Below are 25901 nucleotides of genomic sequence, written 5' to 3'. Positions count from 1 at the left end.
AATCTAAGCTTTAGTACAAGTGATACAAATATTAAGACTCGGTTAAAATTCAGACACAAATCAAAAAATGAATTTTTATAAAAAAGAAAAACTGATTGGTTACGTTATCTAGTATGACAATTTCAATACTTAAACAACTAGCAAGTCAACAATTTGTGGTAAATCAACATTTGACAAAATGGTATGTATATATGGTCATAAAATAAATGCTGAAAAGAGAACACCTATCCCATTTTATGCATTATTGAACTAATGTTCATAGAGTAAAATTATTAGATAATCAGTTAATTATACTATCGTTGCCACGTAGTTCCTTCAAGTTTTGCAAATTTCAAATAAGCATTATTTTTATCTAAACCTTCAGTTTTCGCATTGGTGAGATTTGCTTCTACAAAAATAGTTTTATACATGTTACTTTGTCTAAAATCTACGTTCTGCAAATCTGACCACATAAAATTAGTATTGCTTAGTTGACTTTTAGTAAGATTGGAGTCTCTTAGTATAGAATACATTATCAAAGCTCCAGACATGTCGGAGCTTTCAAAATTGGTGTTTGTCAAATTTGCCTGCACAAAATTAGTACCGTTTACTATTGAATTTGAAAAATTACATTCGGTAAAATTTACGCCATTGAAGTAAGCATTAGATAAATCTTTATTTGAAAAATCAGCACCAGCATAGTCCAGTTTTAATGTAAGATTTTTCATACGCCATTGATTAAATTCATCTATCTGTTCTTCCATTAGGAGTATTAAGCCTTCATTTTGTTTGGGATCAGACATATTGGTTATAGATCACTATTTTACAGAATCAATATTAATTTGTTGATTTTAACGGTTGTTGTTAATATCATTATTGTCGTCTTTTCTTCGTCCAGTAGTAGTAGCAGCAGCTCTTGCTGCCTTGTCTTTATTCCTATTATAATTACTATCCGCCCGTCAAAGTCGTAAACTTGTTTGTTCTTTTAACATGAGATATGTAATCTAGATTTGCTAGTGCTATCATAGCAGATTCCCTTACCTCTTCGCTCTCGTCATTGAGTGCTCGTTCAAGAGTTTTTCTAGCTTCCTCTGATCCTATAACACCAAGAGCCACTGCCGCTTCGTGTCGTACAAAAAAACTAGGATCATTTAATACTGCTTTTGATAATGGCTCTATACCACTTTTAAATCCCAATTGGCCTAGTGAAAATGCTGCTTCATGTCGTACTAGCGGGTCTGAATCATTTAACAAGACCTGTCCTATAGACTCTATTGCTCTTTCTCCAGAAATATCTGCAAGTATACATACGGCTCTAGTCCTTATTATTAAATCTTCATGATTAACCAAATTCTTAAAATACTCTTCATCTTTATTGTCAAAGTGTTGTTCCATTTCCATTAACAAGTCCAATCTATTAGCCAAAGCAAATTTAGAAAATTTGCAAGGATTTATAATAGTTTGTAAATTTCTCTCCACTGAAATTTTATAGGAATTTTTTGTGGTTATTGATGATGGTGATAAGAATACTATGGGTTCAACGATGTTAATAATAATGATACTAACACAAAGAAAACTGGAAAATAGTCACCCTCTATCGTAAAAAATATCTATCTATAACTACCACCAAACGGTCCAAAGATAGATTTTGAATCTACAAATATAAAATACCTGAATTAACCCATAGTTATATATGCGTGTAAGATATTGGAGGCTTAACCTAGACGAATTAAGAAAAGGAACCTACCCAATTGATAATGCAAATCATTGGGAGATAAAATGTTTACAAGGTGAGCACGAACACTTTGGAGTATTTTGGTATAGGTATGGAACTCCGTACGATAAAGAACCAGTGAATGGAATTTGTTTTTACTTTAATGAAATACCATATGATAAAGTACAGGATATTGCTAACTTTCTACATTCCAAGTATGGTGGTAAAATACTCTTCAGACAGACAAGAGGATTTCTACAAGGCTCAAAGGAATTTGCGGATAAAGAATCCATATCACAGCTTGCAGAAGAATTGAGTGCAAGATACAATGCGCCTATTGAAATGACAATCGAATTTGAAAAAATAGACAAAGAACAACAGGATAAACTCATAACTTTACCTGTTGGAAAAGCACTTCCCATAACAGGACCTGATTGATCATATATTCTCCCATCAGTTTTGTAAGAAACAACAATCAAATCAAGATACCTATATATTGTTTGAATTTTACCGTTTATTTGGCCTTGCAATCATGAGCAAAGATAAATCACTTGTGGAAAAAAAATTAAGAGGATCTGGGGGATACGCAATTGCAAAGATAAACGACGATGAACAAAAGAAGGCAAATTTGGGCGGTCCCGAGCTCTTTTTAGCAGGTATAGGCAGGTTAGAAGACAACAGATTCAAGAAATACTATTGTAATAAATGTGAAAAAGAGTATCAAGGAGGACCAAAGGTTGAGTTTGAAAACCCAAATGAGGATTTAGGTGAAAACATAATACTAGTTGAAAAAGGAGAATACAAATGCAAAACATGTGATTATGTAATAGCCCAGTATAGAAAATTTAACGAATCTAATAGTGTAAAAGATGAACAGAAAGAAGGCAATAATAAGAGTTTCCAACCAGCTGACAATGATACAACAAAGGAAATCGCAGAAAAAGCAGGAACAGAAACAGTAAGCTCGGTCTCAAAAACAACACCAGTAGAAAACGATTTTACAAAATCAGAAAATTCAGATAAAGATAAGGAAGAAGAAACCCCTGCAGTTATCGCTAATGCTTCATCTGTTGACACTGCCGTTTCTTCCTCTAGTTCTGTCACAGGCAATAAGAAAGACGCAGCTTCCAAACCTGATGACTATGTTCAAATTGAAAAAATAATTGGTATGTTAACATATGATCATAACGCGCATTTTATTGGCAAAGTAGACGAGATAGGTTTAAGAAAAACTTTGGACGGAAGAGCCGAATTTAGTTTTAAAGTGAAAGGTCCAGAAAATTCAATTAACGAGTTCTCATGGAACAGAATCTCCAGAATTGGAGATATAATTATTTTATCATCCTTATCATCAGATCCTAGTATCAGTAACATATCAAGCAATTATAGTAACGGTTCTACTACTAAGGATACGCTATCAGAATCAAAACCACAAGAAAAAATATGCAAAAATTGTAATTATAGTAATGAATCAGAATCGGTCTTTTGTGAAGAGTGTGGGAAAAAATTGTGATGACTATTATCTTATTTGTCTTTTTTTGCTAATCCAATTCTTACATCTACTACTCTTGAGCCGCGTCCTTCTTCTAATACCAATAATGGATTTATATCGAATTCTTCAATTTCTGGAAAATCCACAATTAACTGAGACAGTCTAAGTAGGCAGTCAACAACAGAGGAGATATCTGAGGATTTTTCACCCCTGACTCCTTTTAGTAAAGAAATTGTTTTGATGGATTCGATCATTTCGCGAGCTTCAGATTCAGAAATGGGAGCAAGACGGAAATTCACGTCCTTTAAAATTTCAACATATATTCCACCTAATCCAAACATTAGTAATGGGCCAAATAACTTATCTTGTTTTGCACCAAGAATCAATTCTTTGGAGTTTACAACCATTTCTTGGACTAATACACCTTCGATTTGTGCATTGGGATTGTAATTTTTCACATTAGATAAAATAGTAGTATATGCATTTCTGACGTCATCTGAATTCTTTAACCCAACTTTTACACCGCCTGACTCTGATTTATGAATAATATCTTTGGATGAAATCTTCATTACTACAGGAAAGCCTATTTCTGTTGCGGCCTTGACAGCTTCATCTTCACTATTTACCAAAGTACTTTTGGGTACTGGAAATCCATATGCTTGAAGTACTGAATAACCTTCATCTTCTAAGAGATTTGTTCTTCCTTGGCTGTATACGTTTAATAATACATTCTTGACTTTTTCTTTATCAACGGAAAAGGAAGGTATAGACTCCTCCTTTCTGTCTAACCATTTACCAAATTTGTACATAGAGTCTAGTGTTCTTATGGCTGGTTCAGCATACATAAAGTGGGGTACATTTCCTTCAGACAGTATACTCTTATTTTCAACTCCTTCTGCCAATCCCATTAGGGCAGCTAGCATTGTTTTTCCAGTACCCTTTGAAGTGCGTATTATCGTTCTTGCCAACTCATTATAATCTAAAGTTGCAGATGGAGTGCACATTGTTACTACAGAACCAACATTAGGATTGGATAACACTTCAACAAGCACTTTTTCAAATCTATTAAAATCTGCATCACCTACTATGTCAACTGGATTTCGAGCTGACCCATGTGGTGGAATAACCTTTGAAATATTTTCTCTTGAAGCAGAAATGTCTGCCATTTGTATATTATATTTAGAACAGGAATCAGTTGAGATTATAGCTGGACCGCCTGCATTAGAAACTATCACAACACCTTTGTTATCCTTTGGTAGAGGCTGCTTTGAGAAGGCAGTTGCCAATTCAAATAATTCTTGCATTGTATCAACCCGAATAACACCAGCTTGCTTAAATACTGCGTCATAGATTTCATCTGCACCCATCAATGCGCCCGTATGAGACATCGCTGCTTTTGCTCCTTCCGGTGTTCTTCCAGATTTCAGAACTATTATTGGTTTTTTCTTTTCCAAAGTAATTCTCTTTGAGGTAACCATAAATTTACGTCCATCATGGATGTCCTCAAGATACATCACAATTACCTTAGTATATGGATCATCTTCTAATAATTCAAGAATATCAGTCTCATTCATATCAACCTTGTTACCCATGCTGATTACTTTGGAAAAACCTATTCCCTGTGCTATAGCGTCCTCTACTGTAGCTGCACAAATAGCCCCACTTTGTGAGACAAGAGCAATTTCGCCGGGTTTAGGTGTAATTTTTAAAAATGTTAGATTCATAAGGTTTGTATCTGTTAAACTCATGATTCCAAGACAATTTGGACCTATAATCCTTATGCCATATTTTTTTCCAATATCTTGAACTTGGTGTTCTAGATTAGCTCCATTTTCATCAACCTCTTTAAAGCCCGCAGAAACAATAATACAAGATTTAATATTCTTCTTACCAATTTCTTCCATAAGCGCAGGAACAGTCCGGTTTGGAGTTGCTACTACTGCAAGATCAATGTTGTCATCAACATCCAGTACACTTTTGTAAGCTTTAATATTAAAAACAGAAGAACTGGACGGAGTGATCGGATATATTTTTCCTGAGTATCCGTTTAAAATGTTTGAAAATATTGCCTTGCCGACTCCAGGTTTTTCAGAAGCGCCTATTACAGCTATAGAAGATGGCGAAAGAAAAATGTTTTTTAGATTTTCATTTCCATTGCTCAATGAAAAATTTAATAGCATATGGATATAAATATATTAAAAAATTTGGTTTTTATACTAAAGATATATTTAACATCATCGTACTGAATGTCCTCAAATAATTTGACTATAGATATTGATACTCACGGATTAATAACAGATCTGCAAAAGCTAATAAAAATACCAAGTGTTTCTGCAAGAAAGCAAAATTTGGAAGAATGTGCCAAGGAAATTGTTGAAATGATGAAAAGAATAGGAATAAAGGCAGAGTTATTATATCTTGAAAGGGAGCAGAAAAACTCTACAATTATACCTCCTGTAGTATATGGTGAGGTCAAATCTAAATCAAATCCTAATGGTAAAACTTTGTTATTTTATAATCATTATGACGTTCAACCAGAAGAACCTATTGATCTGTGGGATTTTGGACCATTTGAAGGAAAGATTGATGGCAATTTGATCTATGGAAGAGGTGCTTCAGATGATAAAGGCGAATTAGTAACCAGATTAAAAGCAATAGAATATTTCCTAAAAAACAGAGGTGACGTACCAATTAATATCAAATTTCTAGTGGAAGGGGAAGAAGAAATCGGAAGCAATAACATATCCAACTATCTCAAAAAATACAAAGAGAAATTTGAAGCTGATATTGTAATTTGGGAATTTGGATACATTGATCAGAAACTAAAACCCATTATAAGTCTCGGAATGAAAGGTTTATTATATGTGGAATTAACTGCCCAAGGTGCGTCAAGGGATGTTCATTCAAGTTTGGCAGTGTTAATAGAAAATCCAGCTTGGAGAATCGTAAAAGCATTATCAACGATGGTTAACGAAAAGGGGAGAATATTGATAAAGGATTGGTATAAAGAAGTCAAAAAGTTATCTAATGAGGAAAACAAAGTTGTAAATAGCGAACCCTTCGATGAAGACGGTTTTAAAAAGGAATATGGTATTAGCAAATTCATCAATAACCTAAAAGGAAAGGGAGTCAAGAAGGCTTTAATTTGTGAACCAACATGTAATATTTCTGGATTATACTCTGGTTACTCTGGACCAGGCGCAAAAACAATAACACCTTCCAAAGCAATGGCAAAGATTGATTTTCGATTGGTTCCAAACATGGATCCAGCTGTACAGTTTAAAAGGCTAGAGAATCACCTTAAGGAAAACGGCTTTGAAGATATCAAAATTACAAAGATTCATGGAGAGGCAGCTGGTAGAACAGAATTAAACAATCGATATGTAAAAGTGATTCAAAATTCTGCAAATGAAATTTTTGGGGATTCGATAATATCTATTTCATCTGCAGGAACTGGACCCATGTTCGACTTCATAGATTTGCTAAAAGCACCATGTATTTCAATTGGCGGGACTTATATATTCTCAAGAATACATTCTCCTAATGAATATGCTAGAATAGATCTTCTTGAAAAGACAACTAGATGTATGATAAAAATCATTGACAACATTTCAATATCTTCCTTGTAGTTTACTTTTTGATTGATTTTACTTATAAGCATGAAAATCGCTTTAGCAATTATTGGGTTTTGAAGGGATAAAGGAAAGAGACAAATACAAAGACAGAGAGAGGAAGAGTGATATTGACAATGACACTAACGATAAAGATTACTTGCAGGATTGGAATGAAACTATAGTAAAGAAAGTAGATGACAAAAATGATGATATAAAAAAGATAAATGAATACTTGTTTCATATTGCAAGGATTATCGATTATCCTAACCTGAATATATCAGAATATTTGATCAAGATCGATGAAATAGGAAAAGAGCTAAGTTCAAAGATAAAATACTCTAAAAGTATGAGACCGACTCAGATTATAGAAAAATTTAATGATTTTTTCTTTGAAGAGAAGGGATTCAAACCAAATATAAATGACTATTACAATCCGGTTAATAACTATCTAAATATAGTATTAGAAAAGAGAACAGGAATTCCAATAACGCTTTCATTGTTGTATATCCATATTATAAGTTATCTTAATTTCAAACTATATCCTGTGAATTTTCCATCTCATTTCTTGATTAAATATATTCTAGATGAAAATGCAAATGACTTTATAGTAATTGACCCATTCAATCGAGGTAGAATAATAGACGATTATATATTACAAGACCTTTTGAAAAATGCGTATCCTGGATTAGATATATCTGTATCCAAAAACCTGCTTGATATAGCCAAGCCTACACAAATACTAACTAGAATTTTGAACAATTTGAAAAATGGATATTCTGAGGTAGACGATCTGGACAAGATTATGAAGATAAATGAAATGATTCTTTCATTGGATAATTTAAATCCCGAGGGTATAAGAGATAGAGGAATAATCTTGTATAGAAAGAAAGAATATCATAAGGCTTTGGAAAACCTGTATAAATATATAGACTTGAATCCAGAGGCAAGCGACATTGACACCATACTAGAGCTTGTGAAACAAATAAGAAACACACTTTCACGATAGATAATAAGAATACCATTTCCTTAGAAAATGTGATCTAGAATAATCGTCAATATATTAAAGTTGGTTGTGTAATTCTATTTTTAAATTGGTAAAACGGTACTCTATCTCAGCAAGTTTGATATCGGTGTCTGATTTTCAACTAGTTATTAGTCAAACTGCGAAAAAATTGATTTTATAAACAATAACCAAATAACTTTTAATTCTATACATTCTTGTTAATTTTGACGAATAATTCCTTAGCATTCTTTCTTGCTTCTTCAGTTATTTCTTCGTTAAAAATAGTATTACTCAACGAGTCGAGCACTATTTGCCACTCCCTTTCAGTCAGTTGAATACTTTTTTTATCGGTATTGCCCATGTTAAAATTTCTAGTTTTCTGTAATAAAATCTTATTTACGAATATTACATTAAGAACATTTGCTCAAATAATGGCAAATTTTCTAGAGGATACAATAGCAAAGACTGAGGTGTACATAAGAAAATTTCTATGATAATAAGTAGATAAGTGAAAAACGAGTAGCAAGATATTAGACAGATAGAGTCAGAGAAAGAAAAATAGAAAGTGAAAGAGAGAGATCACATATAAAAGCTTGAGAGCAAATTGGTGTGACAGGATTAGTAATATTGCTCTTTTAGATTTCATGTTCTTTTTGAAATTATAAAAAATCCATGGGCTGAAATAATTAAAGCAGCCAGAGACATCTTTGTAGCAAATACCAAATTCCATGGAGTATCAGGATTTGGATAAGGCATAAACAAATCATCTAATCTTAGTTCGCCCTTGACTAAATCTGCAGTAATCAATGCATTCCAAACTATAAAATTGTAAAAGAACTCGTAAATCGATATTATTAATATTGCTAGTACAATTAACTGCAAAATAGATCTCACACTCTTTGGAACATTCTTTACTTTATCTGTTCCAAGTTTAGTAACGCAATACCAAGCTACAACAGAAACAATCATTAGATATGTTACTAGCTTTGCAAGCCCTTTAACTGGAAATTCGGTATTAACTAGTACCTCACCTATTATGACTTTGCCAGTAATCAAATATTCATTAATACTAACATACAAAGAATAAATAGTAATCACAGCCATCAAAAATGCACAAATGTAAAATATATACAGATAGAACCGTCTGGAAAGAAGCTCGTCTCTTTCTGTACTCAATTTCATGTATATTTAAACCGATCAGATTCTCATATAAAAATGATATATCCTTTAAGTATTAAGGATTGAAGGAAAATAAAATAAATATTTCATAAAGTATTTTCGAATGTTTTTACTATAGTGTTTAAATCATTTGTGGTCATTAATGGATGAACAGGTAATGATAACACATGAGTCCAAGCCCAAGTTGTATTAGGCAGTAAATCGGCACTGGAGTCACTAGACTTGTTTTTATTATCATAGTAAGGGGTTTTATGCACAGGTGGATCGTAGTAGACAGTAGCACCTATGCCTGCTTTGAGTAGACTATTTTTGATTAATTCTCTATGAGAGTTTTCTTTAAATCCTACTGTAAAAAGATACCAATTGAATTTACCATTCTCTGGTTCCTTTGGAAGTTTGAGTATCCCCTTGTGCTCGAATCCTCTTAATCCTTCAGATAGCAATTCTGCATTAGTTTTTCTTATTTCCAACATTTGGTTTAATTTTCGCATCTGAGATATACCTATTGCAGCACAGAGTTCAGGCAGTCGTAGATTCAAACCAAATACACGAGTATCGTACCCATTAACCATACCATGATTTCGAATCATTAATAGTTCTTCGTATATATCGTCATCATCAGTAACAATTGCGCCACCTTCTCCGGTAGTGAGAACTTTACTTGCATAAAAACTAAAACAGCCTAGATTCCCTATTGTTCCGGTTTGTTTTTCATTATATAAAGATCCAAGTGATTGACACGCATCTTCTACGATGTTTATTGAATTAGCTTTTGCAATGGCATTTAGTTTATTTAGATTTGATGTATGACCATACAAATGTACAGGTATGATCGCCTTGGTCTTGTCTGTGATTTTTTTTTCAACATCATCTACATCAATAGTATAATCATCTATGTTTATGTCAGCAAATACTGGTTTTGCTCCTGTAGCGACAACGGAATTTGCAGTTGCTACAAAAGTAAAAGATGGCAGTATTACTTCATCTCCCGGTCCAATCCCCAGAGACAATAGAGAAGCATGGATTGCAGATGTTCCCGAGTTGACTGCAATTACATGTTTTACACTAAGATATGATTTTAATAGACTTTCAAAATCTTGAACACGTTTTCCACCATTTTTGGCAGGAGACGTCAAAGAATTTTCAGCAAGTACGTTTAATACTTCTTGCTTGGTATCGTCATCCAACCATGGCTTGTTAATAGGAATCATTATTGAATTACTATAATTACAGATATAAAAATCAGTAAGACATACTCTCGAGGCATTTCTTATAAAAATCTAAAAATAGATTTACAAATATATTTTACTTTTAGATTCTTATGTGGATCTATTGTTGGAAGTAAAAACATACGTTACATACACAAATATAGAATTTCTTTAAATGAATAATTGGTTGATATGCTATTATCATAATAGTTGCATTAATGGTTAAAATATAATAGAGGGAAACATTAAGTAATTTTGGTGCAGATGTGGCAGAGTGGTCATCCTAAATAATATTTTTTAGGACCATAATAATGCGTCGGCCTTGAGTTAATCAAGGTTGATAACGAGTAAGCCGATTCGCCATACGGCGAGCAGGAGTTCAAATCTCCTCATCTGCGCTCATTTTTATCCTAAAATAAATAGGCAATAGAGTATATGACAGCTAAGTTAAAATGAAATTTTGTGAAGATAACAAAGGTGTTATCTAGACTCTACTTGACTAATTGTTTATAGCTCCATAAAAACGCAAACAAACAAAAACATGGCAAAAATAAAACAATATTTTATAATGCGGTTCTTACACAGCATGTAATATACAATATAAGATGAAAAAATATACGGCTATTATAATTGGGATTATCGTAGTGATGATAAGTATTTACACAATAGCAAATACTCCTTCAGAGACTACAATTTTATTGCCTTCACCTAACATGGAAGATAGAGAATCAGCCGTAAAAGTCATCGCTGAGGGTTTAGAATATCCCACAAACATTGTAGTTTTACCTGATGAGAGAATCGTATTAACGGAACAAACTGGAAAAATTTTGATCTTTAATAGCAATGGAAGCTTGCTAAATACGATTCAACTACCAGATACTTACTTTGAAGAGGGTGCAGGACTTTTGGGATTGACAACAGACCCACTGTTTATCAACAACCACTTTTTATACCTTTATCATACCTATGCAAGCAGTAATGATACCAGTAACAGTAGTAGTAATAGTAGTAATAATAACAAAATATTCAATAAAGTAATTAGAGCACAGGAAAAAAATAATTCACTAATTGACTTACAGACAATAATAGAAAACATCCCAGCATCAAAACTTCATAATGGCGGGGCGATTAAATTTGGTCCGGATGGAAAATTATACATAAGTGTAGGAGATACAACAGAATCGGAATTATCTCAGAATTTATCTAGTCTTGCAGGAAAAATTCTCCGTTTAAATTCTAATGGAACTATTCCAAATGATAACCCCTTTGATAACTCTCCAATTTATTCATACGGACACAGAAATGTTGTAGGCATCGCTTGGGACTTTAATAATAATACAATGTATGCGACAGAAGCGGGCAGTACTGGAAATGACGAAATAAATATAATTAAATCAGGAGAGAACTATGGTTGGCCAATAGAAGTGTGCGGCAATCTAGAAGAAAGTTTATTCATTAATGCAGAATTTTGCTTTACTCCATCTGTTTATCCCTCCGGAATTATAATCAGTAATTCATCGGAATTAAACTATTATGGAAAATTGCTTGTAGCTACTATAAAGGGTGAACATTTAAGAAGTATTGATCCCATAACCAAAGATCAAACACCAATATTAACTGGATATGGTAAGATTAAGGATATAACCGAAGATAAGAACGGATCGTTATACATTATAACGAACAATAGAGGATTTTTTGATGACTCTGGATCCGATAAAATACTAAAGATTATCAGGAATGGGTAAGATTTGGAACAAAAAAAATTCAGAGACATGAGTCAGGATGAAAGACTACAATATCTCAAGATCAAAACAAATTTGAGTGAGAAAGAAATTGATCTTTTTAGAAATACAGGAGGATTAAATTTTAACACTATTAATGGGATGGTAGAAAATGCTATTGGGGTTTTTCCACTACCCATTGGAATAGCAACCAATTTTGTTATCAACAATAAAGAGTATCTAATTCCTATGGCAATTGAAGAACCTTCTGTTATTGCAGCAGCGAGTAATGCTGCAAAAATTGCTGGTAGAGGTGGAGGTTTTGTTGCTGATGTAGATGATTCGATCATGATAGGTCAGATTCAATTAATACCAGACTCCAATAATTCAATCAACAAATCAGAAATTGATGACATTATCAAAGTATTACAAGACAATAAAAACAAAATAACTTCACTAGCAAATACAAAGAGTAAATTTGCAGAATGTATAGATATCAAGATTAGACATATAGAGGATAAAAGTATAAACAGCCTAGGAATAATGATAATAGTCGAGATTTTAGTAGACGTCAAAGACGCGATGGGAGCAAATGTAGTAAATACAATGTGTGAGGGTATAGCTCCAGAGATAGAGTTACTAACAGGTGGTGAGACGATATTAAAAATTTTGTCTAATTATGCTACAGAACGGTTGGTAAGATGTAAAGCAATATTTCCGAGGGATCTGATTGGTGGCGAAGACGTCCTTAGAAGAATTTTGTTTGCTTATGCCATGGCGTATACCGATGTATACAGAGCAGTTACACATAACAAAGGAATAATGAATGGAATTGATAGTGTAGCCATAGCTACTGGTCAGGATTTTAGAGCAATTGAAGCTGGTTGTCATGCATATGCCTGTAGGGATGGACACTATAAATCATTAACAAAATGGTATCAAAATTCCAATGGTGACCTAGTTGGAGAAATAGAAATCCCAATGGCAGTTGGAACGGTTGGAGGAATTACTAACACACATCCAATTGTTAAGTCATGCTTAAAATTATTGAATGTATCAAGTTCAAAAGAATTAGCTACTATAATGGCTGCATCAGGATTAGCACAAAATTTCTCAGCAATACGAGCATTAGCAGACGAAGGTATACAGAAAGGGCATATGAAACTACATTCAAAAAACATTGCCATTATGGCAGGTGCCACAGATAATATGATTGAATTGGTTTCTAAGAAAATGGTTGAAGAGAAAAATGTCTCAGTATCACGAGCCAAGGAAATTCTTGAAACATTAAACAAGAAAGGAGTTTGATTGTTAAAAGTTAAATTTTACTACTCTACTAGATATAAAAAAACAAATAAACTACACGACAATTAGTATAGTCGATATAGGTATCAAATATGGGTATTATTAAATTTGTGGTGCCCAAAGGCAGTATAGAAGAGGCCACTTTTCAGATAATAGAAAGAGCATGGCAGTGTAAAGTTAGCGGCAGGGGCAGAATATACAGAGTAAGAATTGCAGATCCTGAGATAGAAGTCAAGATTCTAAGACCACAAGAGATCCCCACTTATGTACAGGAGGGGTTTCACGATGTTGGAATAACAGGTAAAGATTGGATAAAAGAAACCAATGCTGATGTCAAAGTATTATTAGACTTGGAATATGGTAAAGTAAAACAGGTGATAGCCATTCCAGAATTCTTTAAGTTTAATAGTCTAGACGAATTGATATCCGACTTTGCTCAAAATAAAAAGACATTGAGATTTTCAACCGAATATTTAAAATCAGCATCTCAATATATAAAATCAAAAGAAAGTTATAAAAAGTACTTTAAAGACTTGGAACCAACAATAGTAACTCCATGGTCTAGAACAGGCAACAACAAATTGGTTGAAATATTTTTGTCATTTGGAGCAACTGAAGCAAAACCTCCGGAAGATGTTGACGCAGTTTTTGATATCACAGAAACAGGAACGACTCTAATTCAAAACAATTTAAAAATAATAGATCAAGTAATGGAATCCACGGCTGTACTTATTGCCAACAAAGAAGCACTGAAAGATCCTGTAAAAAGGGAGAAGATAATCGATATGATCGTTTTACTGCGGGGTGTTGTTGAAGCCAGAAAGAAACTGCATATTTTTGTTAACGTGGAAAAATCTAACCTTGACAGTTTACTAAATATCCTTCCTTCCTTAAAAGGACCAACAGTAAGTAACTTAAGTACCGAAGGATGGTTTGGGGTAAATACTATAATAGACAAGAACGAATTTATCAGACTTGTACCAACTATTAGAAAAATTGCTCAAGGTCTAGTCATTTTAGAACCAAGTCAGATATTATCGATGGATAAAGTCATTATTGATGATAAAGATGAAGTAAAAATTGATTAAAATTATAGACATTAAAGAACCACAAGAACAAGCTAACGAATTAAGAGAAAAATCATGGAATATGGATCTATCCATTCCAACAAAAAACGTTCTAAAAATCATAGATGAAATAAAAACTGAAGGAGACGAGGGAATATTAAAGTGCATTGAAAAATATGAGAACGTTAAAGTGAATTCATTTGTTGTTAGCAAAGAAGAAATTAAGGAGGCATACAAAAATGTTTCAGATAATCAGATAAGAATTATAAAATACATGAAATCGAAATTAGAAAAAAGTGAACAAGCTGTTATCAACAGTCTTAAGAATATAAAAATTGATTCAGATGGAATTAAGATAAAAAAAACGGTTTTGGCCATTTTTAGAGTTGGGTGTTATATTCCAGGAGGAAAAGCAAGATATCCAAGTACTATTGTTATGTGCACAGTACCTGCCAAAGTTGCGGGTGTGAAGGAAATAGTTGCCATCACACCTCCAATGAAGAATGGAAAGGTAGATCCATTGACACTAGTGGCAGGAGATATTTGCGGTGTTGATGAATTTTATAAAATCGGGGGTGCATATGGAATAGCTGCGTTAGCCTATGGTACGAAGACAATAAGAAAAGTCGATAAGATTGTAGGGCCAGGTGGAGTCTATGTTTCGGTTGCAAAGTCAATAGTATCGAAAGATGTCTCTATAGATATGATAGCAGGTCCAACGGAATTATTGATATATACTGATGAAAAAGCAAATGCTCGCCATATTGCACTGGATCTAATTTCACAAGCAGAACATAGTGAAGATACACTTTGTGGAGTGATAACTAAGTCAAAAACTATGGCTACCAAGATTTCTAAAGAACTAGACACAATAATTAGACAAACCAATATATCAAGAAAAGAATTTGTAGAAAAAAGCATCAATAAAAATGGATTCATCGCGCTATGTCAAAGCGATAAACAAGTAACAGAATTCATTAATGAGTTTGCACCCGAGCATTTGGAAATATTCTCAAAACATGACAAGAATCTGATTAAAGAGATTCGTAATGCTGGCTTAATACTGCTAGGTAAGTATACACCCTCTTCTGTAAGCGACTATTGTCTTGGTTCTAACCATGTTTTACCAACGTACAGATTTGCAAAATCCAGATCGGCATTATCCGTTTTAGATTTCATTAAATTGGTAAACATGATAGAAATGAATAAGGACGCGCTTAAGAAAATTTCTCCAATTATGAAAGAAATTACTTCAACCGAAGGACTAGTTAATCACTATGAAGCAGTAAAGGGAAGGCTGGTAAAATAACGATGGCAGAATGGTTAGAAAAAGAACTTTCCTACATCAGGTCTCACAAACCCTATAAAAGGCCAGATAAAGTCCATGACTATTACAAATTAGATTCCAATGAAAATATAGTGTTAGAAAAAAGATTCATTAGAGCAATAGCAATGAAATCTCTTCGTGAAAGTGATTTTAGAGAATACCCATTAGAACAATTTGATAAGCTGTATAAAAAATTGGCAGAATATACCAATTTAAGTACAAAAAACATAGGAATTGGGAGTGGTTCTGATCAAATAATAGATTTACTACTCTCAATAATTGGTAAAGGAAAAAGTGTCATCACTTTAAATCCCACTTTCTCATATTTTACTGATAGATGTAATCTATATAAAATACCAACCAAACAAATGGATTTGTCTCATATAGATAATTCTTTTGATGTTGAATTTTTCATAAAAAAAGCAAGAGAATACGATATAATTTACATAGCATCTCCCAATAATCCTACAGGAAATCAATTTAAGTATGACAAAATATTACATATAATCGAATCTCTGAAAGATAAGCTAATATTAATAGATGAGGCCTATGTTGAATTTGCTGAGTATAATTTATCAAATATAGTAACAAAGTATAATAATGTTATAATTACGAGAACATTTTCCAAGGCTTTTGGTTTGGCTGGCGCTAGGATAGGATATATTTTGACCAGCGAAGAGATTGCAGATACATTCAATCAATATATACAACTACCATATCCTCTTAGTAGTTTCTCAATGCAGTTAGCAATAGAAGCACTTGAAAATATACATATAGTAAAACGAAGTATCGAATTGATTAAAACAGAAAGATCAAAAATATTTGAAAAATTGAACAAAATAAATCAGATTAAGATATTTGAATCACATTCCAACTTCTTTTTCCTTCAAACGTTTAATCATTTTGACAAAATAAGGAATTTAATGTATGATGAAAAGATATTGATCAAAAACTTTGGAAATCTAGGAAATTACAAAGGGGCTATGAGAATCACTATAGGAAGTACAGAGATGAACGATAAAATAATCTCGGTATTTGAAAAATCACGGCTAAGTTAGTAAATGAGAATTTTTGATGACTTATATAGAATTATCATTGGATGAGGATGAGGATGAAAAAGTAGTAGTAGTATCCTCATCATCAGTATTTTCCATTATTAGTTTCTTTTGAGTATAGGTATTCATTGTAGGAGAAACACATGTATCCAAAATTTTTCTAATTTTTTCTGCCCTCATATTACCAATTCCAGGTACTCTGGCAAGTTCTGCTATTGAAGCATTTAAAACATTTCTAGGAGAATGAAATTTTTCTAACAATCTGACTGCAACCTTAGAACCTATTCCAGGTAAAGAAGCAAGAACATATAACTGCTGAGTAACAAATGGATTGGTTTTCTTAATCTTTTTTAAAAGTGGACCGGCATTCTTGCTTTTAAATTGGTTTGAGGCCAATAAGACGAGTAGTTCGGCAGTATAGTAGACCGAACTAGTATATAAAATCGGTAATCGAAAATCAAGTGCTAGCTTTATCAAGGTTTCGTAAGCTATACGCAGTTTATCTACTATTAACCTAGAATCGGATGAAATATCCTCTCGGGTATCAAGATCTGTTAAATTTCCCTCGATAACAATTATGGGCTTAGAATAGTGTTTTATTATATCAGAACACTGTATAAATAAGCGACCGTCATAAACGGAATTTAGTAAATCGTAGACAGTTTTTCTTTCAATTACAGTTTCTGATGAAACAATATAATCTCCAATTGTTAATTGTTTATAATCAACATAAACTCCCATTAGTTTTAGCAGATCAGGAACTCTACTATTTTTCTCTCTCTCATCTACTACAATTCTAATAGCCAATAGTACAATAAAAAACAAACAGTCCTAATTAATATTGATAAGCAAAAATTATAGTATTTATGATGATGGGCTAAATTTATTAGCGGGCGGTGGAGAAGAACCAGACTGGGCCATGTGTACCATTTGATTAATCTTGTTTTCAACTTCTTTAAGATTTTCTTTGACTCTAGATTCTTGTTTTCCTAAAACTACGGTCCTAGTGCTTGACAATTCTTTCTTCTCTTCTAATTCCTTTATTAAATTATCTCTGTTTGACTTGACCATTAGTGGACCTGCTAATTTATATACAGTATCGTCAGCCGTAGTTTTCTTTAATTCTTCCAAGGCTCTTTCGGTTTCAGATACCTCAAGTTCGACCTGTTGTTTCTGCATCATTATTGCTTGAAGGTTTTGTTGTAATTGTTGCAGTCTTGCAAGTTGCTCTCTTAGCCATGGAGGAAGTTCTTGTTCACTCATTATAATACAGATTAACTAAACATATACTAAGATAAAAATTATTATGATAAGATATTATTGTTCGATACGAATTACAGAATAGGACAAGTCTATCAATCTCAGAATCGTTATTATAGTCGCACGAAACTTGGATAGATTGTTACTTGAAACATACAATATAATATAGTTATTTTCAGTGGAAATGGTAACATGAGTATCAAAATCAGGGGTAGATTGAATATCGCCTTTGAGAGCGATGAAGATCGAGTTTAATTGCCTATTCAAAATGTTAGCATAATCTGCAAAGAAATCTGAATTGAGTTCTGTATTAAAATAAATATGGATTTTAGAGTTGTAGCTTTCCAAGATTTATATCATATGCCCCTGCTGCTACCTTGTATTCGCATTTGCCGCACTGCCAAATCCCAATAGATATTCTTCTGAATTTTAGTGAAGTACAGCTAGGACATCTTCTTTTTTGTTTTAAAGTTCTATAGACCTTTCCATATCTTTTTCGTACAGTAGCACCAAATTTTACACCCAAGCCTTTTAGTGCTGTTGAGCCCTTCCTTCTTTTAATCGTAGTTCAACTCCTTTATTTTAGAACGTATTTCCTCCCCTTTAATTCTTGCTATTTCAGAGAAGCTAATAATTTGATCAACCGTAAGTGGACCAGTATATCCCTTTTGTACCGCAACTATGCTTCCATCTGATTGGGTAGTTATGGTTATACGTGAATCCATACATGCTTCTTCTTCCGTAGTGGGGTCTAATAACACCGATTCGCCGATCTTGACCGCAGTGATTGAAATAGGGATGGTAGTTATGGGAGGGGGCATAGTTTTCCCCGTGTCTATGACCTTATCGTCTTGAACTTCAAAAACTGGAAATTTGCTTGTCGATAGAGCTGCCACAACAGCATAAGATGTAGCATCTAGTAAGTTACCATCACTATTTATTATGCTGCAATCAACAAAAACAGTATAAACTATTTTTCCAGGAATCAAAACTAGTTTATCTAAATCTAGCATTTCGGATTCACGAATTCCACGATCTACAACTCTAGACAATTCGATCGCATCTTCATCTGGGGGTCCAGGTTCAACGTATGGAGAAGCTGTAGGCAAAACTTCTGCAGACATAATTAATGCTCCTTTGTCTTCTAATCCTTCAAATGGTTCACCTGTTTCTACTTTGACACCTGCAATAACTTCGGTGTTCCCAAGCCTTACCTTTGCAGAACCAGATGCCTTATCTATTATTCCAAGCTCAATTTCGAGATTCCTATACGACTGATAATCCCGACCATCTAATCTTTTTCCTCTAGTCAAGGCTTCTAACATTTGCTGTTTTCGTAGTTGCTCGACTATTATTGTAGAACGTTTAGACGAACTCATACCTCTTCTTTTATCTCCAATTCATTTCCAAAATATTTTTTCATCAGGGCATCTTTTTGTATTTCGTATACTAATTTACACCCATCAATTGCCTTATTCAAACATTCACTAAACTGAGCAGTAGTTAGTTTTCCATCAACTTGAAGTAATGTAACTTGATCCAGATTTGGCAAATACGCAACAGGCATATCAGCATCCCCTTCTTTATCTTCCAAGTCATTAACGTCCAACACGATTTTATCTTTTATTCTTCCTGCAGCGCAGGCGGAGACCAAGTCCCGCATATTGATTCCAGCATCTGCTAATGCCACTGACGCTGCATTAATACCAGCGCACCTAGAACCACCATCAGCTTGCAATACTTCAACAAATACATCAATAACTGCTCGAGGATAGTCACTTAATATTAATGAGGGTTCTAAAGATTCCCGCATGACTTTTGATATCTCTACTTCTCTTCTAGATGGTGCAGGATTTTTTCTTGTATCTGTAGAAAATGGAGACATGTGATATCGGCACCTAAGAACACATCTATCTGGAAGTGCCATATGCTTCGGATGGACTTCTCGTGGTCCATATACGGCTACAATTATTTTGTTCTTTCCAAATTCTATAAAAGCAGAGCCGTCTGCATTCTTTACTACACCGACGGTAATTTTGATTGAGCGGAGATCATCTATTCCCCTACCATCAGATCTTTTTCCATTTTCATCCAATAATGTCAATTCTTTCAAATTATACACATCCTAATTGATCATTCTTGTTTTTTTTCTTTGTGATCGTTATTGCTATTGCTGTTAGATGATTTTTGAGAATTGTCAATTTTTCTGTTTTTCCTTTGAGCTCGACTTGACAGGATTTTGTTGTGATCGTTCTTGTCGCTGTTGTGATGAATGCAGCTCGGTGTTTGATTGTTGTTCTTGCTGTTGTTCTTGCTGTTGTTCTTGCTGTTGTTCTTGCTGTTGTTCTTGCTGTTGTTCTTGCTGTTGTTCTTGCTGTTGTTCTTGCTGTTGTTCTTGCTGTTGTTCTTGCTGTTGTTCTTGCTGTTGTTCTTGCTGTTGTTCTTGCTGTTGTTCTTGCTGTTGTTCTTGCTGTTGTTCTTGCTGTTGTTCTTGCTGTTGTTCTTGCTGTTGTTCTTGCTGTTGTTCTTGCTGTTGTGTAGGTTGAGGTTCTCTTTCCATAGATGTATCAATTGACTCAGGTTGTTCTGGATCTGTTGGATCTTGAACATTTAGCAAAGCTTTGACTCTTTGAGTAAGATTAGTGGTATGTGATTCTTCTTCTACTAATCTTATGGCCTTTGCGGCTAAACTTAAACCTTCATGATCCCTGCCTGTGACAACTACTATACCATTTTGGCCTATTATAACTCGAGTTTGTGTAGCTTGCTCAATTGTTTGAATCATGGAACCTCGTTTCCCTATCAAGCGCGGAACACGAGTAGGAGAAATTTTTATGAATTCGCCATATGGAATTTTACCCAAGTCTTTATCTTGAACAGTAAGCATAGGGTCTCTGGTCCTATCGAATGACACAATCCTTGCAATAATTAAGTCACCAATGCTTAGTTGTCGTCCCATATCATCTCTAGCTGGTGAAAAATCTCGACCGAATACGTCCTGAGCAGGTAAATGTGCAAAAAAGCATGAATTAATATCAATATCCCACGACAGAGAAGATCTATCTATTACCTTACCTATCACAAGATCATTTACTCTTGGAATGTATACGCCTGATAAAGGAATAACTTTTACACCATCTTTGCCAGCTTCAGCAATTCCAACTCTTGTTGATACTAAATAATTACCACTTTTAATGACATTCATCAAAGGTTTATAATTACCCTCGATAATCTTATCTCCAGGTATAACATACCTTCTCTTTATTTCTTGCATCCTAAGAATTATCTACCTCCAATAACAAAAAACATGTAGAATGAAATGTTTTCATATTTCTTTTTCTAGTACTGTAGAATTTGTTCTATAATATATTCTGTAAGTAGTTATTCCTTAACTTGTGCGGTTCCTCTGGTTAATGAGCCTATACGCTCCAAAAAATTTCCTTTCATACCAGCATTTATTTCTAATTCTACTTTTAGTGATCCGTCTGATAACCATTCTTCAGAGGTCAATGCGCCTGAACCTTTAACAAAACTATAGGTTGCTGATGAATAAGAACTAGGTATTAGGATAGACAGGCGCAACATTTCAGATTTGAGAGGCAAAATTTTTCTTAGAGAATCGACTACAGATTTTACTTGATCTTCTGCTTTTTTAAATGGATCAATAGTAACTCTCACATCTTCTAAAGCATTTTCTATTCGTTGAATTGGATGAGGCAGTTTTGTCTTTGGATCTATAAAGTTTTTATTAATATATTGAATAATCTGTTTTCGCTTATCATCCACCATTTTACGCCTCTGATCAGTCGTAAGGTTTAGTTCTCCTTTAAGGAGGATCTGTTTTAGAATTTCATTGGGATCTTTGGTCTTAAAATGTTTATTTAATTTATCAATACCTACTCTAGATCCTTTATTTGCATCGGAATATATTTCATCAGAAACTAAAACAGATGACAGATCAGTCCTTTTTCCCATTTTATAATCTAATGCAGGATCCGGTTTAACCAAAATTTCAAATCGGTCACCACCAATAATTAATTTTACAATTGTAATCTTGGAATCAGCCATATATATAAAAAATATCCGTGATATATTAATATAATAAATATTAATAATTTGATGTAGCAAAATTTGATGTTAAAAATTCCGATATATAGTAGATTAACTATAAAATCTAGGAGTTATAAAAGATATTTTGTACTTAATATTTATTAGAAACTATTTAGACTTTGGATTTGAAAACATACTGCTGCAGCTTTATATGAAAGTAAGTTGACATAATTTTATCAATATATATTAATGCGCTCGAGATCCTTGGTCATAGTTATAACACGGCCCAAGTAATCGTAGTCTCTGATATAAAATCTTACATATCACATGTATTCACGGATAAAGACAAAATTTTGCATGCAAATGTTGACAAAAAACTGTATGGACAAAAGTGTTAGGTATTGACACTTTTTATATGACATCATATAAGAGCGAAAGACAAAGAAAGGTTATACAAAATGACATACAAAATGACATGTATAATACATCAACTATAACAGAATGTTTGATTTATGTATACCCCTCTGCAGGTTCAAAATAATTAATCGTTATTTCTACATTAATAATAACTTGTTTGTACTACATCCCTATACATCGAAATTGAATTATTCATTACATTTTTAATATACGTAGGATTAAAGTTATCTGATTTGATCTCTATAGATTTAAAGGTTATTGAAAAACAAGATGAAAGAATAACCATTAAATTTAATAATGTACCACGTCAGTATGTAAACGCTATAAGACGATTATCTATAAGTGAAGTACCTACGTTTGCTATCGATGATGTTGTAATTTTAGAAAACTCATCAGTAATGCATGATGAGGCTATTGCGCATAGGCTTGGTCTGATTCCCCTTAGGACCGATTTGAAAAAATTTTCTTTACCTGATGAATGTAGTTGTAAAAGTACTCTTGGATGTGTACATTGTAGAGTTTTGTTGCAGCTTGATGCCGAAGCTAATGAGAAAACCAAAACAATCACCACCTCAGAGCTAATATCGGAGGACGAATTCGTAAAGCCTGTTAGTCAGGATATCCCAATTATAGTATTAGCCCCAGGTCAAAAGTTAAAGTTTGAAGCTTATGCAAGATTAGGGTTTGGTAGGGATCATGCAAAATGGCAGCCTGCTACAATTTCAGTTGTAAAGTACGGGGAAAGTGAAAATGAAATCTTTTTAACTATAGAGTCTAATGGCGCTTTGACAGCAGAAGAAATAGTCATAGCTGCGGTAGAGAAGCTTAATAAAAGCATAAAGGAATTTGGCGAGACCATTAACTCTATTCAAGTACCTACAAACCTCTAGGTAAATTTATTTGGTACTTTACACTCTTTTAATTGGAATAGTAAGTAATGTTAAACGATACTTTAATAGATAATACAATATGGATACTCCGTAAAGCTTTTAAAAAAAATAAAGCTCAGATTTGGAAGGCACTAGAGAAGGAATTCTCAAAATCCCGATCAAACAGAAGATTAATCAATATTAAAAGATTGGATAAGATTACCAATAATGGAGATATAATAGTAGTTCCAGGCAAAGTTTTAGGCAATGGAACTTTGGGGCATAAATTGACAGTGTACGCCTATTCGTTCTCAGATACTGCCGTAAATAAATTAAGTACGGCAGGAGCCGAAATTATTTCATTGCATTCCTTGATAAATAAATATCCTGATGGAAAAGGTGTAAGAATAATTGGTTAAGGAACCAAAGATCGACAAGAAAAAGGATGAGAAATCATCAGGAAAAAAATTGAAACAACAGCCACTGCAAAAAGAAGAACAAAAACAAAATAAACTTATTGTGGTAGATGCAGCTAATTGTATTTCAGGAAGATTATGTTCAAAAGTTTCAAAATTATTGCTTCAAGGCAATAGGGTATCGGTAGTCAATGCAGAAAAAGTGATGTTATCTGGAAATAGATACGAAATTATTGAAGATTATAAGAAGAGATTGGAAATAGGATCAATTGTTAATCCTATTCATGGCCCATTTCATCCTAGAAGACCTGATACAATCGTTACAAAAATGATTAGAGGAATGGTTCCCAAAAGAAAATCTAGCGGTATTCAAGCTTTTAAAAAGTTAAGGGTATATATAGGCGTACCTGATGAGTTAAAAAATTCAGCAATGCAAACATTTGATGATGCAAAAATTACCAGACCTGAATCGTTTTATACATCTATGAGTGATGTAGCAAAGCAAATTGGCTGGAAGGGAGTGGTTCAGTAATGAATAAGATAGATCTTTATCCTGGGCAAAGAAAAACATGTAGGGCAGTAGCCACTATTGTAAAAGGAAATGGAAAAATTAGAATTAACAATATTCCTGCAGAAGTAATTCAACCAGAAGTAGCAAAAGAACTTATTTTAACACCTACAGGCTTAATTGGCGAACTTAGAAATCGAGTAGATGTTAACGTTCATGTTAATGGTGGTGGTTTTATGGGCCAAGCATTTGCAAGTGCAGTAGCAATTTCACGTGCATTAACAGGGGAGACAAAGGGTGCAAAAGATCCTAGAGATCATCCTTTTACTAAGAATATTAGAGAAGAAATAAAGAAAAAAATTACAGAATTCGATAGACACCTATTAGTAGGCGATCCAAGACAAACAGAATCAAAGAAATATGGTGGCCCAGGGGCAAGAAGAAGAAAGCAGAAATCATATCGTTAGCAATTTTTCTTTACATTTTTTGATTTCTTAATTAATAGAATATTCAAGATTTAATATGTCTCATAACGGCATTGACTTGGATCAGTATATACTTTTGATCATTTATCCAAGTATAGCGTTTTTTGCAATAGGTTTTATTTCAAAAAAGATGGATCTAAGGAAGACGGTCACCTATGCTTTACAAGCGATAATATGTTTTGGTTTTTCAATTGGCTATTATTTGTTGATACCTTATGGAGGAGCACTGGGCTTATCTTTAATATTGGGATTATTTGGAATCATGTTGATTATCCTAGTACGAAAAGAAAAGGTTTCGCCGGCCATAATTGATGATACAATGAAAGAAAAATACGGAGAGGAAATGGAAAGGAAGGAGAGAGAAAGCAAAAGCCATCACAAATAAAACTACCAAGAGAAAAGAAAATGCAATTAACTTCGAGATTTAGAATAAAAAACATCAACAATATTATTGGTTTTCTAAACGAGATACATGTAGGAAGACTTGCAACAATCGACAAGAATGGATATCCACAAGTTATCCCAATGAATTTTGTTCATTTGATGATGATGATGGCTAATACTAATACTGCTGAACAGAACGGCAAATACATCGATTTATCAAATGGAAACTTGAGATACCAACAAAGAGTAAATAAAAATGCAGATACTACAAAAAATGCAGACAGACAAATATACAAGCATGTAATTTACATGCATTCTCACCACAAAGGAGAGAAGATCGAGAACTTGTTACGTAACAGTAAAGTAGGTTTTGAGGTTGATAAGGAAATTTGTTTTTTACCATCATATTATTTTCATCCTACAGAGGCATCGTTAGCAGATACCCTATATACAAGCATAGTAATAAAGGGAAAGGCTTCCATCGTTTCGGACAATAAAGAGAAGGCACTAGCAATGAATAAAATGATGCAAAAGTATCAACCCGAAGGCAGATACACCGAACTAACCCAAAATTCAAAATCCATAATCTATCTTACAGTGATAAAAATTGATGTTGAGACGATCGATGGTAAGTATAAAATAGGACAGGAATGGACCAATTCTTTTAGAAAAGAAATCGTAAAAAAGATTATAGACAGAGAAGGTTTGACCAAGGCAAGAGAAATCTTGAAGGATATGAAAATCAAAATCTTAGAAAAAGGGGATTTAGAATTTCCTGCCTCAATAAGTATGTAGATATATTTAAAAAATTATTGATTAGCACCATAAATAGAAAAATATGTTACTAT

General features: G+C 33.4%; 28 protein-coding genes, 1 tRNA gene and 1 pseudogene. 16 read left to right on the top strand and 14 right to left on the bottom strand.

Going from position 1 to position 25901, the window contains the following annotated elements:
• Positions 1 to 293 precede the first annotated feature (293 nt).
• Positions 294 to 782 carry a pentapeptide repeat-containing protein gene (locus tag NFRAN_RS07330; RefSeq protein WP_134484266.1) on the bottom strand — a complete coding sequence of 163 codons (489 nt, stop codon included), beginning with the start codon at positions 780 to 782 and terminating at the stop codon, positions 294 to 296.
• A 145-nt stretch (positions 783 to 927) separates the two neighbouring features.
• A complete protein-coding gene (locus NFRAN_RS07325; RefSeq protein WP_232037969.1) occupies positions 928 to 1404 on the bottom strand; it encodes a HEAT repeat domain-containing protein in 477 nt (158 codons plus the stop codon).
• Between the two features lie 268 nt (positions 1405 to 1672).
• Here NFRAN_RS07325 and NFRAN_RS07320 point away from each other — a divergent pair, with 268 nt between their 5' ends.
• Positions 1673 to 2131 (top strand): hypothetical protein, encoded by a 459-nt coding sequence (locus NFRAN_RS07320; RefSeq protein WP_134484264.1) that lies wholly within the window; start codon positions 1673 to 1675, stop codon positions 2129 to 2131.
• A 94-nt stretch (positions 2132 to 2225) separates the two neighbouring features.
• Positions 2226 to 3206, top strand: coding sequence for a hypothetical protein (locus NFRAN_RS07315; RefSeq protein ID WP_134484262.1), 981 nt, complete (start codon positions 2226 to 2228; stop codon positions 3204 to 3206).
• A gap of 11 nt (positions 3207 to 3217) precedes the next feature.
• Here NFRAN_RS07315 and NFRAN_RS07310 read toward each other — a convergent pair whose 3' ends face one another.
• On the bottom strand, positions 3218 to 5347 hold the full coding sequence (locus tag NFRAN_RS07310) for an acetate--CoA ligase family protein (RefSeq protein WP_232037968.1): 2130 nt from the start codon (positions 5345 to 5347) through the stop codon (positions 3218 to 3220).
• A gap of 84 nt (positions 5348 to 5431) precedes the next feature.
• On the opposite strand from NFRAN_RS07310, the gene NFRAN_RS07305 reads away from it, so the two are divergent.
• Positions 5432 to 6814 (top strand): M20/M25/M40 family metallo-hydrolase, encoded by a 1383-nt coding sequence (locus NFRAN_RS07305; protein ID WP_134484258.1) that lies wholly within the window; start codon positions 5432 to 5434, stop codon positions 6812 to 6814.
• A gap of 52 nt (positions 6815 to 6866) precedes the next feature.
• Positions 6867 to 7805, top strand: a complete 939-nt coding sequence (locus tag NFRAN_RS07300) for a SirB1 family protein (RefSeq protein ID WP_134484256.1) — start codon at positions 6867 to 6869, stop codon at positions 7803 to 7805.
• 202 nt (positions 7806 to 8007) lie between these two features.
• Here NFRAN_RS07300 and NFRAN_RS13785 read toward each other — a convergent pair whose 3' ends face one another.
• The 3 genes from NFRAN_RS13785 to NFRAN_RS07290 all read right to left on the bottom strand — a co-directional run bounded on the left by NFRAN_RS13785 (position 8008) and on the right by NFRAN_RS07290 (position 10192).
• Positions 8008 to 8163 (bottom strand): hypothetical protein, encoded by a 156-nt coding sequence (locus NFRAN_RS13785; protein WP_172602200.1) that lies wholly within the window; start codon positions 8161 to 8163, stop codon positions 8008 to 8010.
• A 281-nt stretch (positions 8164 to 8444) separates the two neighbouring features.
• Complete coding sequence (locus NFRAN_RS07295) at positions 8445 to 8984, bottom strand: hypothetical protein (RefSeq protein ID WP_172602199.1); 540 nt, start codon at positions 8982 to 8984, stop codon at positions 8445 to 8447.
• 83 nt (positions 8985 to 9067) lie between these two features.
• Positions 9068 to 10192, bottom strand: coding sequence for a DegT/DnrJ/EryC1/StrS family aminotransferase (locus NFRAN_RS07290; protein WP_134484252.1), 1125 nt, complete (start codon positions 10190 to 10192; stop codon positions 9068 to 9070).
• Between the two features lie 257 nt (positions 10193 to 10449).
• Here NFRAN_RS07290 and NFRAN_RS13780 point away from each other — a divergent pair.
• From NFRAN_RS13780 to NFRAN_RS07265, 6 genes are all read left to right on the top strand, one after another.
• Positions 10450 to 10587, top strand: a tRNA-Ser gene (locus NFRAN_RS13780).
• A 207-nt stretch (positions 10588 to 10794) separates the two neighbouring features.
• Positions 10795 to 11934 carry a PQQ-dependent sugar dehydrogenase gene (locus NFRAN_RS07285; RefSeq protein ID WP_134484250.1) on the top strand — a complete coding sequence of 380 codons (1140 nt, stop codon included), beginning with the start codon at positions 10795 to 10797 and terminating at the stop codon, positions 11932 to 11934.
• Between the two features lie 3 nt (positions 11935 to 11937).
• Positions 11938 to 13218, top strand: a complete 1281-nt coding sequence (locus NFRAN_RS07280) for a hydroxymethylglutaryl-CoA reductase, degradative (RefSeq protein ID WP_232037967.1) — start codon at positions 11938 to 11940, stop codon at positions 13216 to 13218.
• Positions 13219 to 13307: 89 nt separating this feature from the next.
• The gene (gene hisG / locus NFRAN_RS07275; RefSeq protein WP_134484248.1) at positions 13308 to 14303 is read left to right on the top strand and encodes an ATP phosphoribosyltransferase; all 996 of its coding nucleotides are present in this window, start codon (positions 13308 to 13310) and stop codon (positions 14301 to 14303) included.
• Entirely contained in the window at positions 14296 to 15591 is a 1296-nt protein-coding gene (hisD, locus tag NFRAN_RS07270; protein ID WP_134484246.1) for a histidinol dehydrogenase, read from the top strand. The genes hisG and hisD overlap by 8 nt, the downstream gene beginning before the upstream one ends.
• A 2-nt stretch (positions 15592 to 15593) precedes the next feature.
• Positions 15594 to 16667: a pyridoxal phosphate-dependent aminotransferase gene (locus NFRAN_RS07265; RefSeq protein WP_134484244.1), complete on the top strand. Its 1074-nt coding sequence runs from the start codon at positions 15594 to 15596 to the stop codon at positions 16665 to 16667.
• Between the two features lie 21 nt (positions 16668 to 16688).
• On the opposite strand, the gene NFRAN_RS07260 is transcribed toward NFRAN_RS07265, so the two are convergent.
• From NFRAN_RS07260 to NFRAN_RS07220, 8 genes and pseudogenes are all read right to left on the bottom strand, one after another.
• The gene (locus NFRAN_RS07260) at positions 16689 to 17471 is read right to left on the bottom strand and encodes an ERCC4 domain-containing protein (protein ID WP_197731153.1); all 783 of its coding nucleotides are present in this window, start codon (positions 17469 to 17471) and stop codon (positions 16689 to 16691) included.
• 57 nt (positions 17472 to 17528) lie between these two features.
• Positions 17529 to 17927 (bottom strand): prefoldin subunit beta, encoded by a 399-nt coding sequence (locus tag NFRAN_RS07255; protein WP_134484242.1) that lies wholly within the window; start codon positions 17925 to 17927, stop codon positions 17529 to 17531.
• 54 nt (positions 17928 to 17981) lie between these two features.
• Entirely contained in the window at positions 17982 to 18191 is a 210-nt protein-coding gene (locus NFRAN_RS07250) for a KEOPS complex subunit Pcc1 (RefSeq protein ID WP_172602198.1), read from the bottom strand.
• A 61-nt stretch (positions 18192 to 18252) separates the two neighbouring features.
• On the bottom strand, positions 18253 to 18450 hold the full coding sequence (locus NFRAN_RS07245; protein WP_231129081.1) for a transposase: 198 nt from the start codon (positions 18448 to 18450) through the stop codon (positions 18253 to 18255).
• Positions 18451 to 18481: 31 nt separating this feature from the next.
• Positions 18482 to 19303: an exosome complex protein Rrp42 gene (rrp42, locus tag NFRAN_RS07240; protein ID WP_134484236.1), complete on the bottom strand. Its 822-nt coding sequence runs from the start codon at positions 19301 to 19303 to the stop codon at positions 18482 to 18484.
• On the bottom strand, positions 19300 to 20037 hold the full coding sequence (gene rrp41 / locus NFRAN_RS07235) for an exosome complex exonuclease Rrp41 (protein ID WP_197731152.1): 738 nt from the start codon (positions 20035 to 20037) through the stop codon (positions 19300 to 19302). Before rrp41 ends, rrp42 begins: the two co-directional genes overlap by 4 nt.
• Before the next feature lie 495 nt (positions 20038 to 20532).
• Positions 20533 to 21198 (bottom strand): annotated as a pseudogene (gene rrp4, locus NFRAN_RS14455) (exosome complex RNA-binding protein Rrp4); the annotation flags it as partial.
• A gap of 107 nt (positions 21199 to 21305) precedes the next feature.
• Positions 21306 to 21992: a ribosome assembly factor SBDS gene (locus NFRAN_RS07220; protein WP_134484232.1), complete on the bottom strand. Its 687-nt coding sequence runs from the start codon at positions 21990 to 21992 to the stop codon at positions 21306 to 21308.
• A 632-nt stretch (positions 21993 to 22624) separates the two neighbouring features.
• Between NFRAN_RS07220 and NFRAN_RS07215 the strand changes: the two genes are divergently transcribed.
• The 6 genes from NFRAN_RS07215 to NFRAN_RS07190 are packed head-to-tail and all read left to right on the top strand — an operon-like array spanning position 22625 to position 25848.
• Positions 22625 to 23281 (top strand): DNA-directed RNA polymerase subunit D, encoded by a 657-nt coding sequence (locus tag NFRAN_RS07215; protein WP_197731151.1) that lies wholly within the window; start codon positions 22625 to 22627, stop codon positions 23279 to 23281.
• 47 nt (positions 23282 to 23328) lie between these two features.
• Positions 23329 to 23679, top strand: coding sequence for a 50S ribosomal protein L18e (locus NFRAN_RS07210; protein WP_134484230.1), 351 nt, complete (start codon positions 23329 to 23331; stop codon positions 23677 to 23679).
• The gene (locus tag NFRAN_RS07205) at positions 23672 to 24208 is read left to right on the top strand and encodes a 50S ribosomal protein L13 (RefSeq protein ID WP_232037965.1); all 537 of its coding nucleotides are present in this window, start codon (positions 23672 to 23674) and stop codon (positions 24206 to 24208) included. Before NFRAN_RS07210 ends, NFRAN_RS07205 begins: the two co-directional genes overlap by 8 nt.
• On the top strand, positions 24208 to 24651 hold the full coding sequence (gene rpsI, locus NFRAN_RS07200; protein WP_134484228.1) for a 30S ribosomal protein S9: 444 nt from the start codon (positions 24208 to 24210) through the stop codon (positions 24649 to 24651). The genes NFRAN_RS07205 and rpsI overlap by 1 nt, the downstream gene beginning before the upstream one ends.
• Before the next feature lie 55 nt (positions 24652 to 24706).
• On the top strand, positions 24707 to 25054 hold the full coding sequence (locus NFRAN_RS07195) for a hypothetical protein (RefSeq protein WP_134484226.1): 348 nt from the start codon (positions 24707 to 24709) through the stop codon (positions 25052 to 25054).
• 20 nt (positions 25055 to 25074) lie between these two features.
• Positions 25075 to 25848 carry a pyridoxamine 5'-phosphate oxidase family protein gene (locus NFRAN_RS07190; protein ID WP_134484224.1) on the top strand — a complete coding sequence of 258 codons (774 nt, stop codon included), beginning with the start codon at positions 25075 to 25077 and terminating at the stop codon, positions 25846 to 25848.
• Positions 25849 to 25901 lie beyond the last annotated feature (53 nt).

Origin of the sequence: Candidatus Nitrosocosmicus franklandus (assembly GCF_900696045.1) — an archaeon.
Lineage (GTDB): Archaea > Thermoproteota > Nitrososphaeria > Nitrososphaerales > Nitrososphaeraceae > Nitrosocosmicus > Nitrosocosmicus franklandus_A.
The sequence above is the reverse complement of the archived record's forward strand: the minus strand, read 5'-3'. Positions and strand labels throughout refer to the sequence as shown.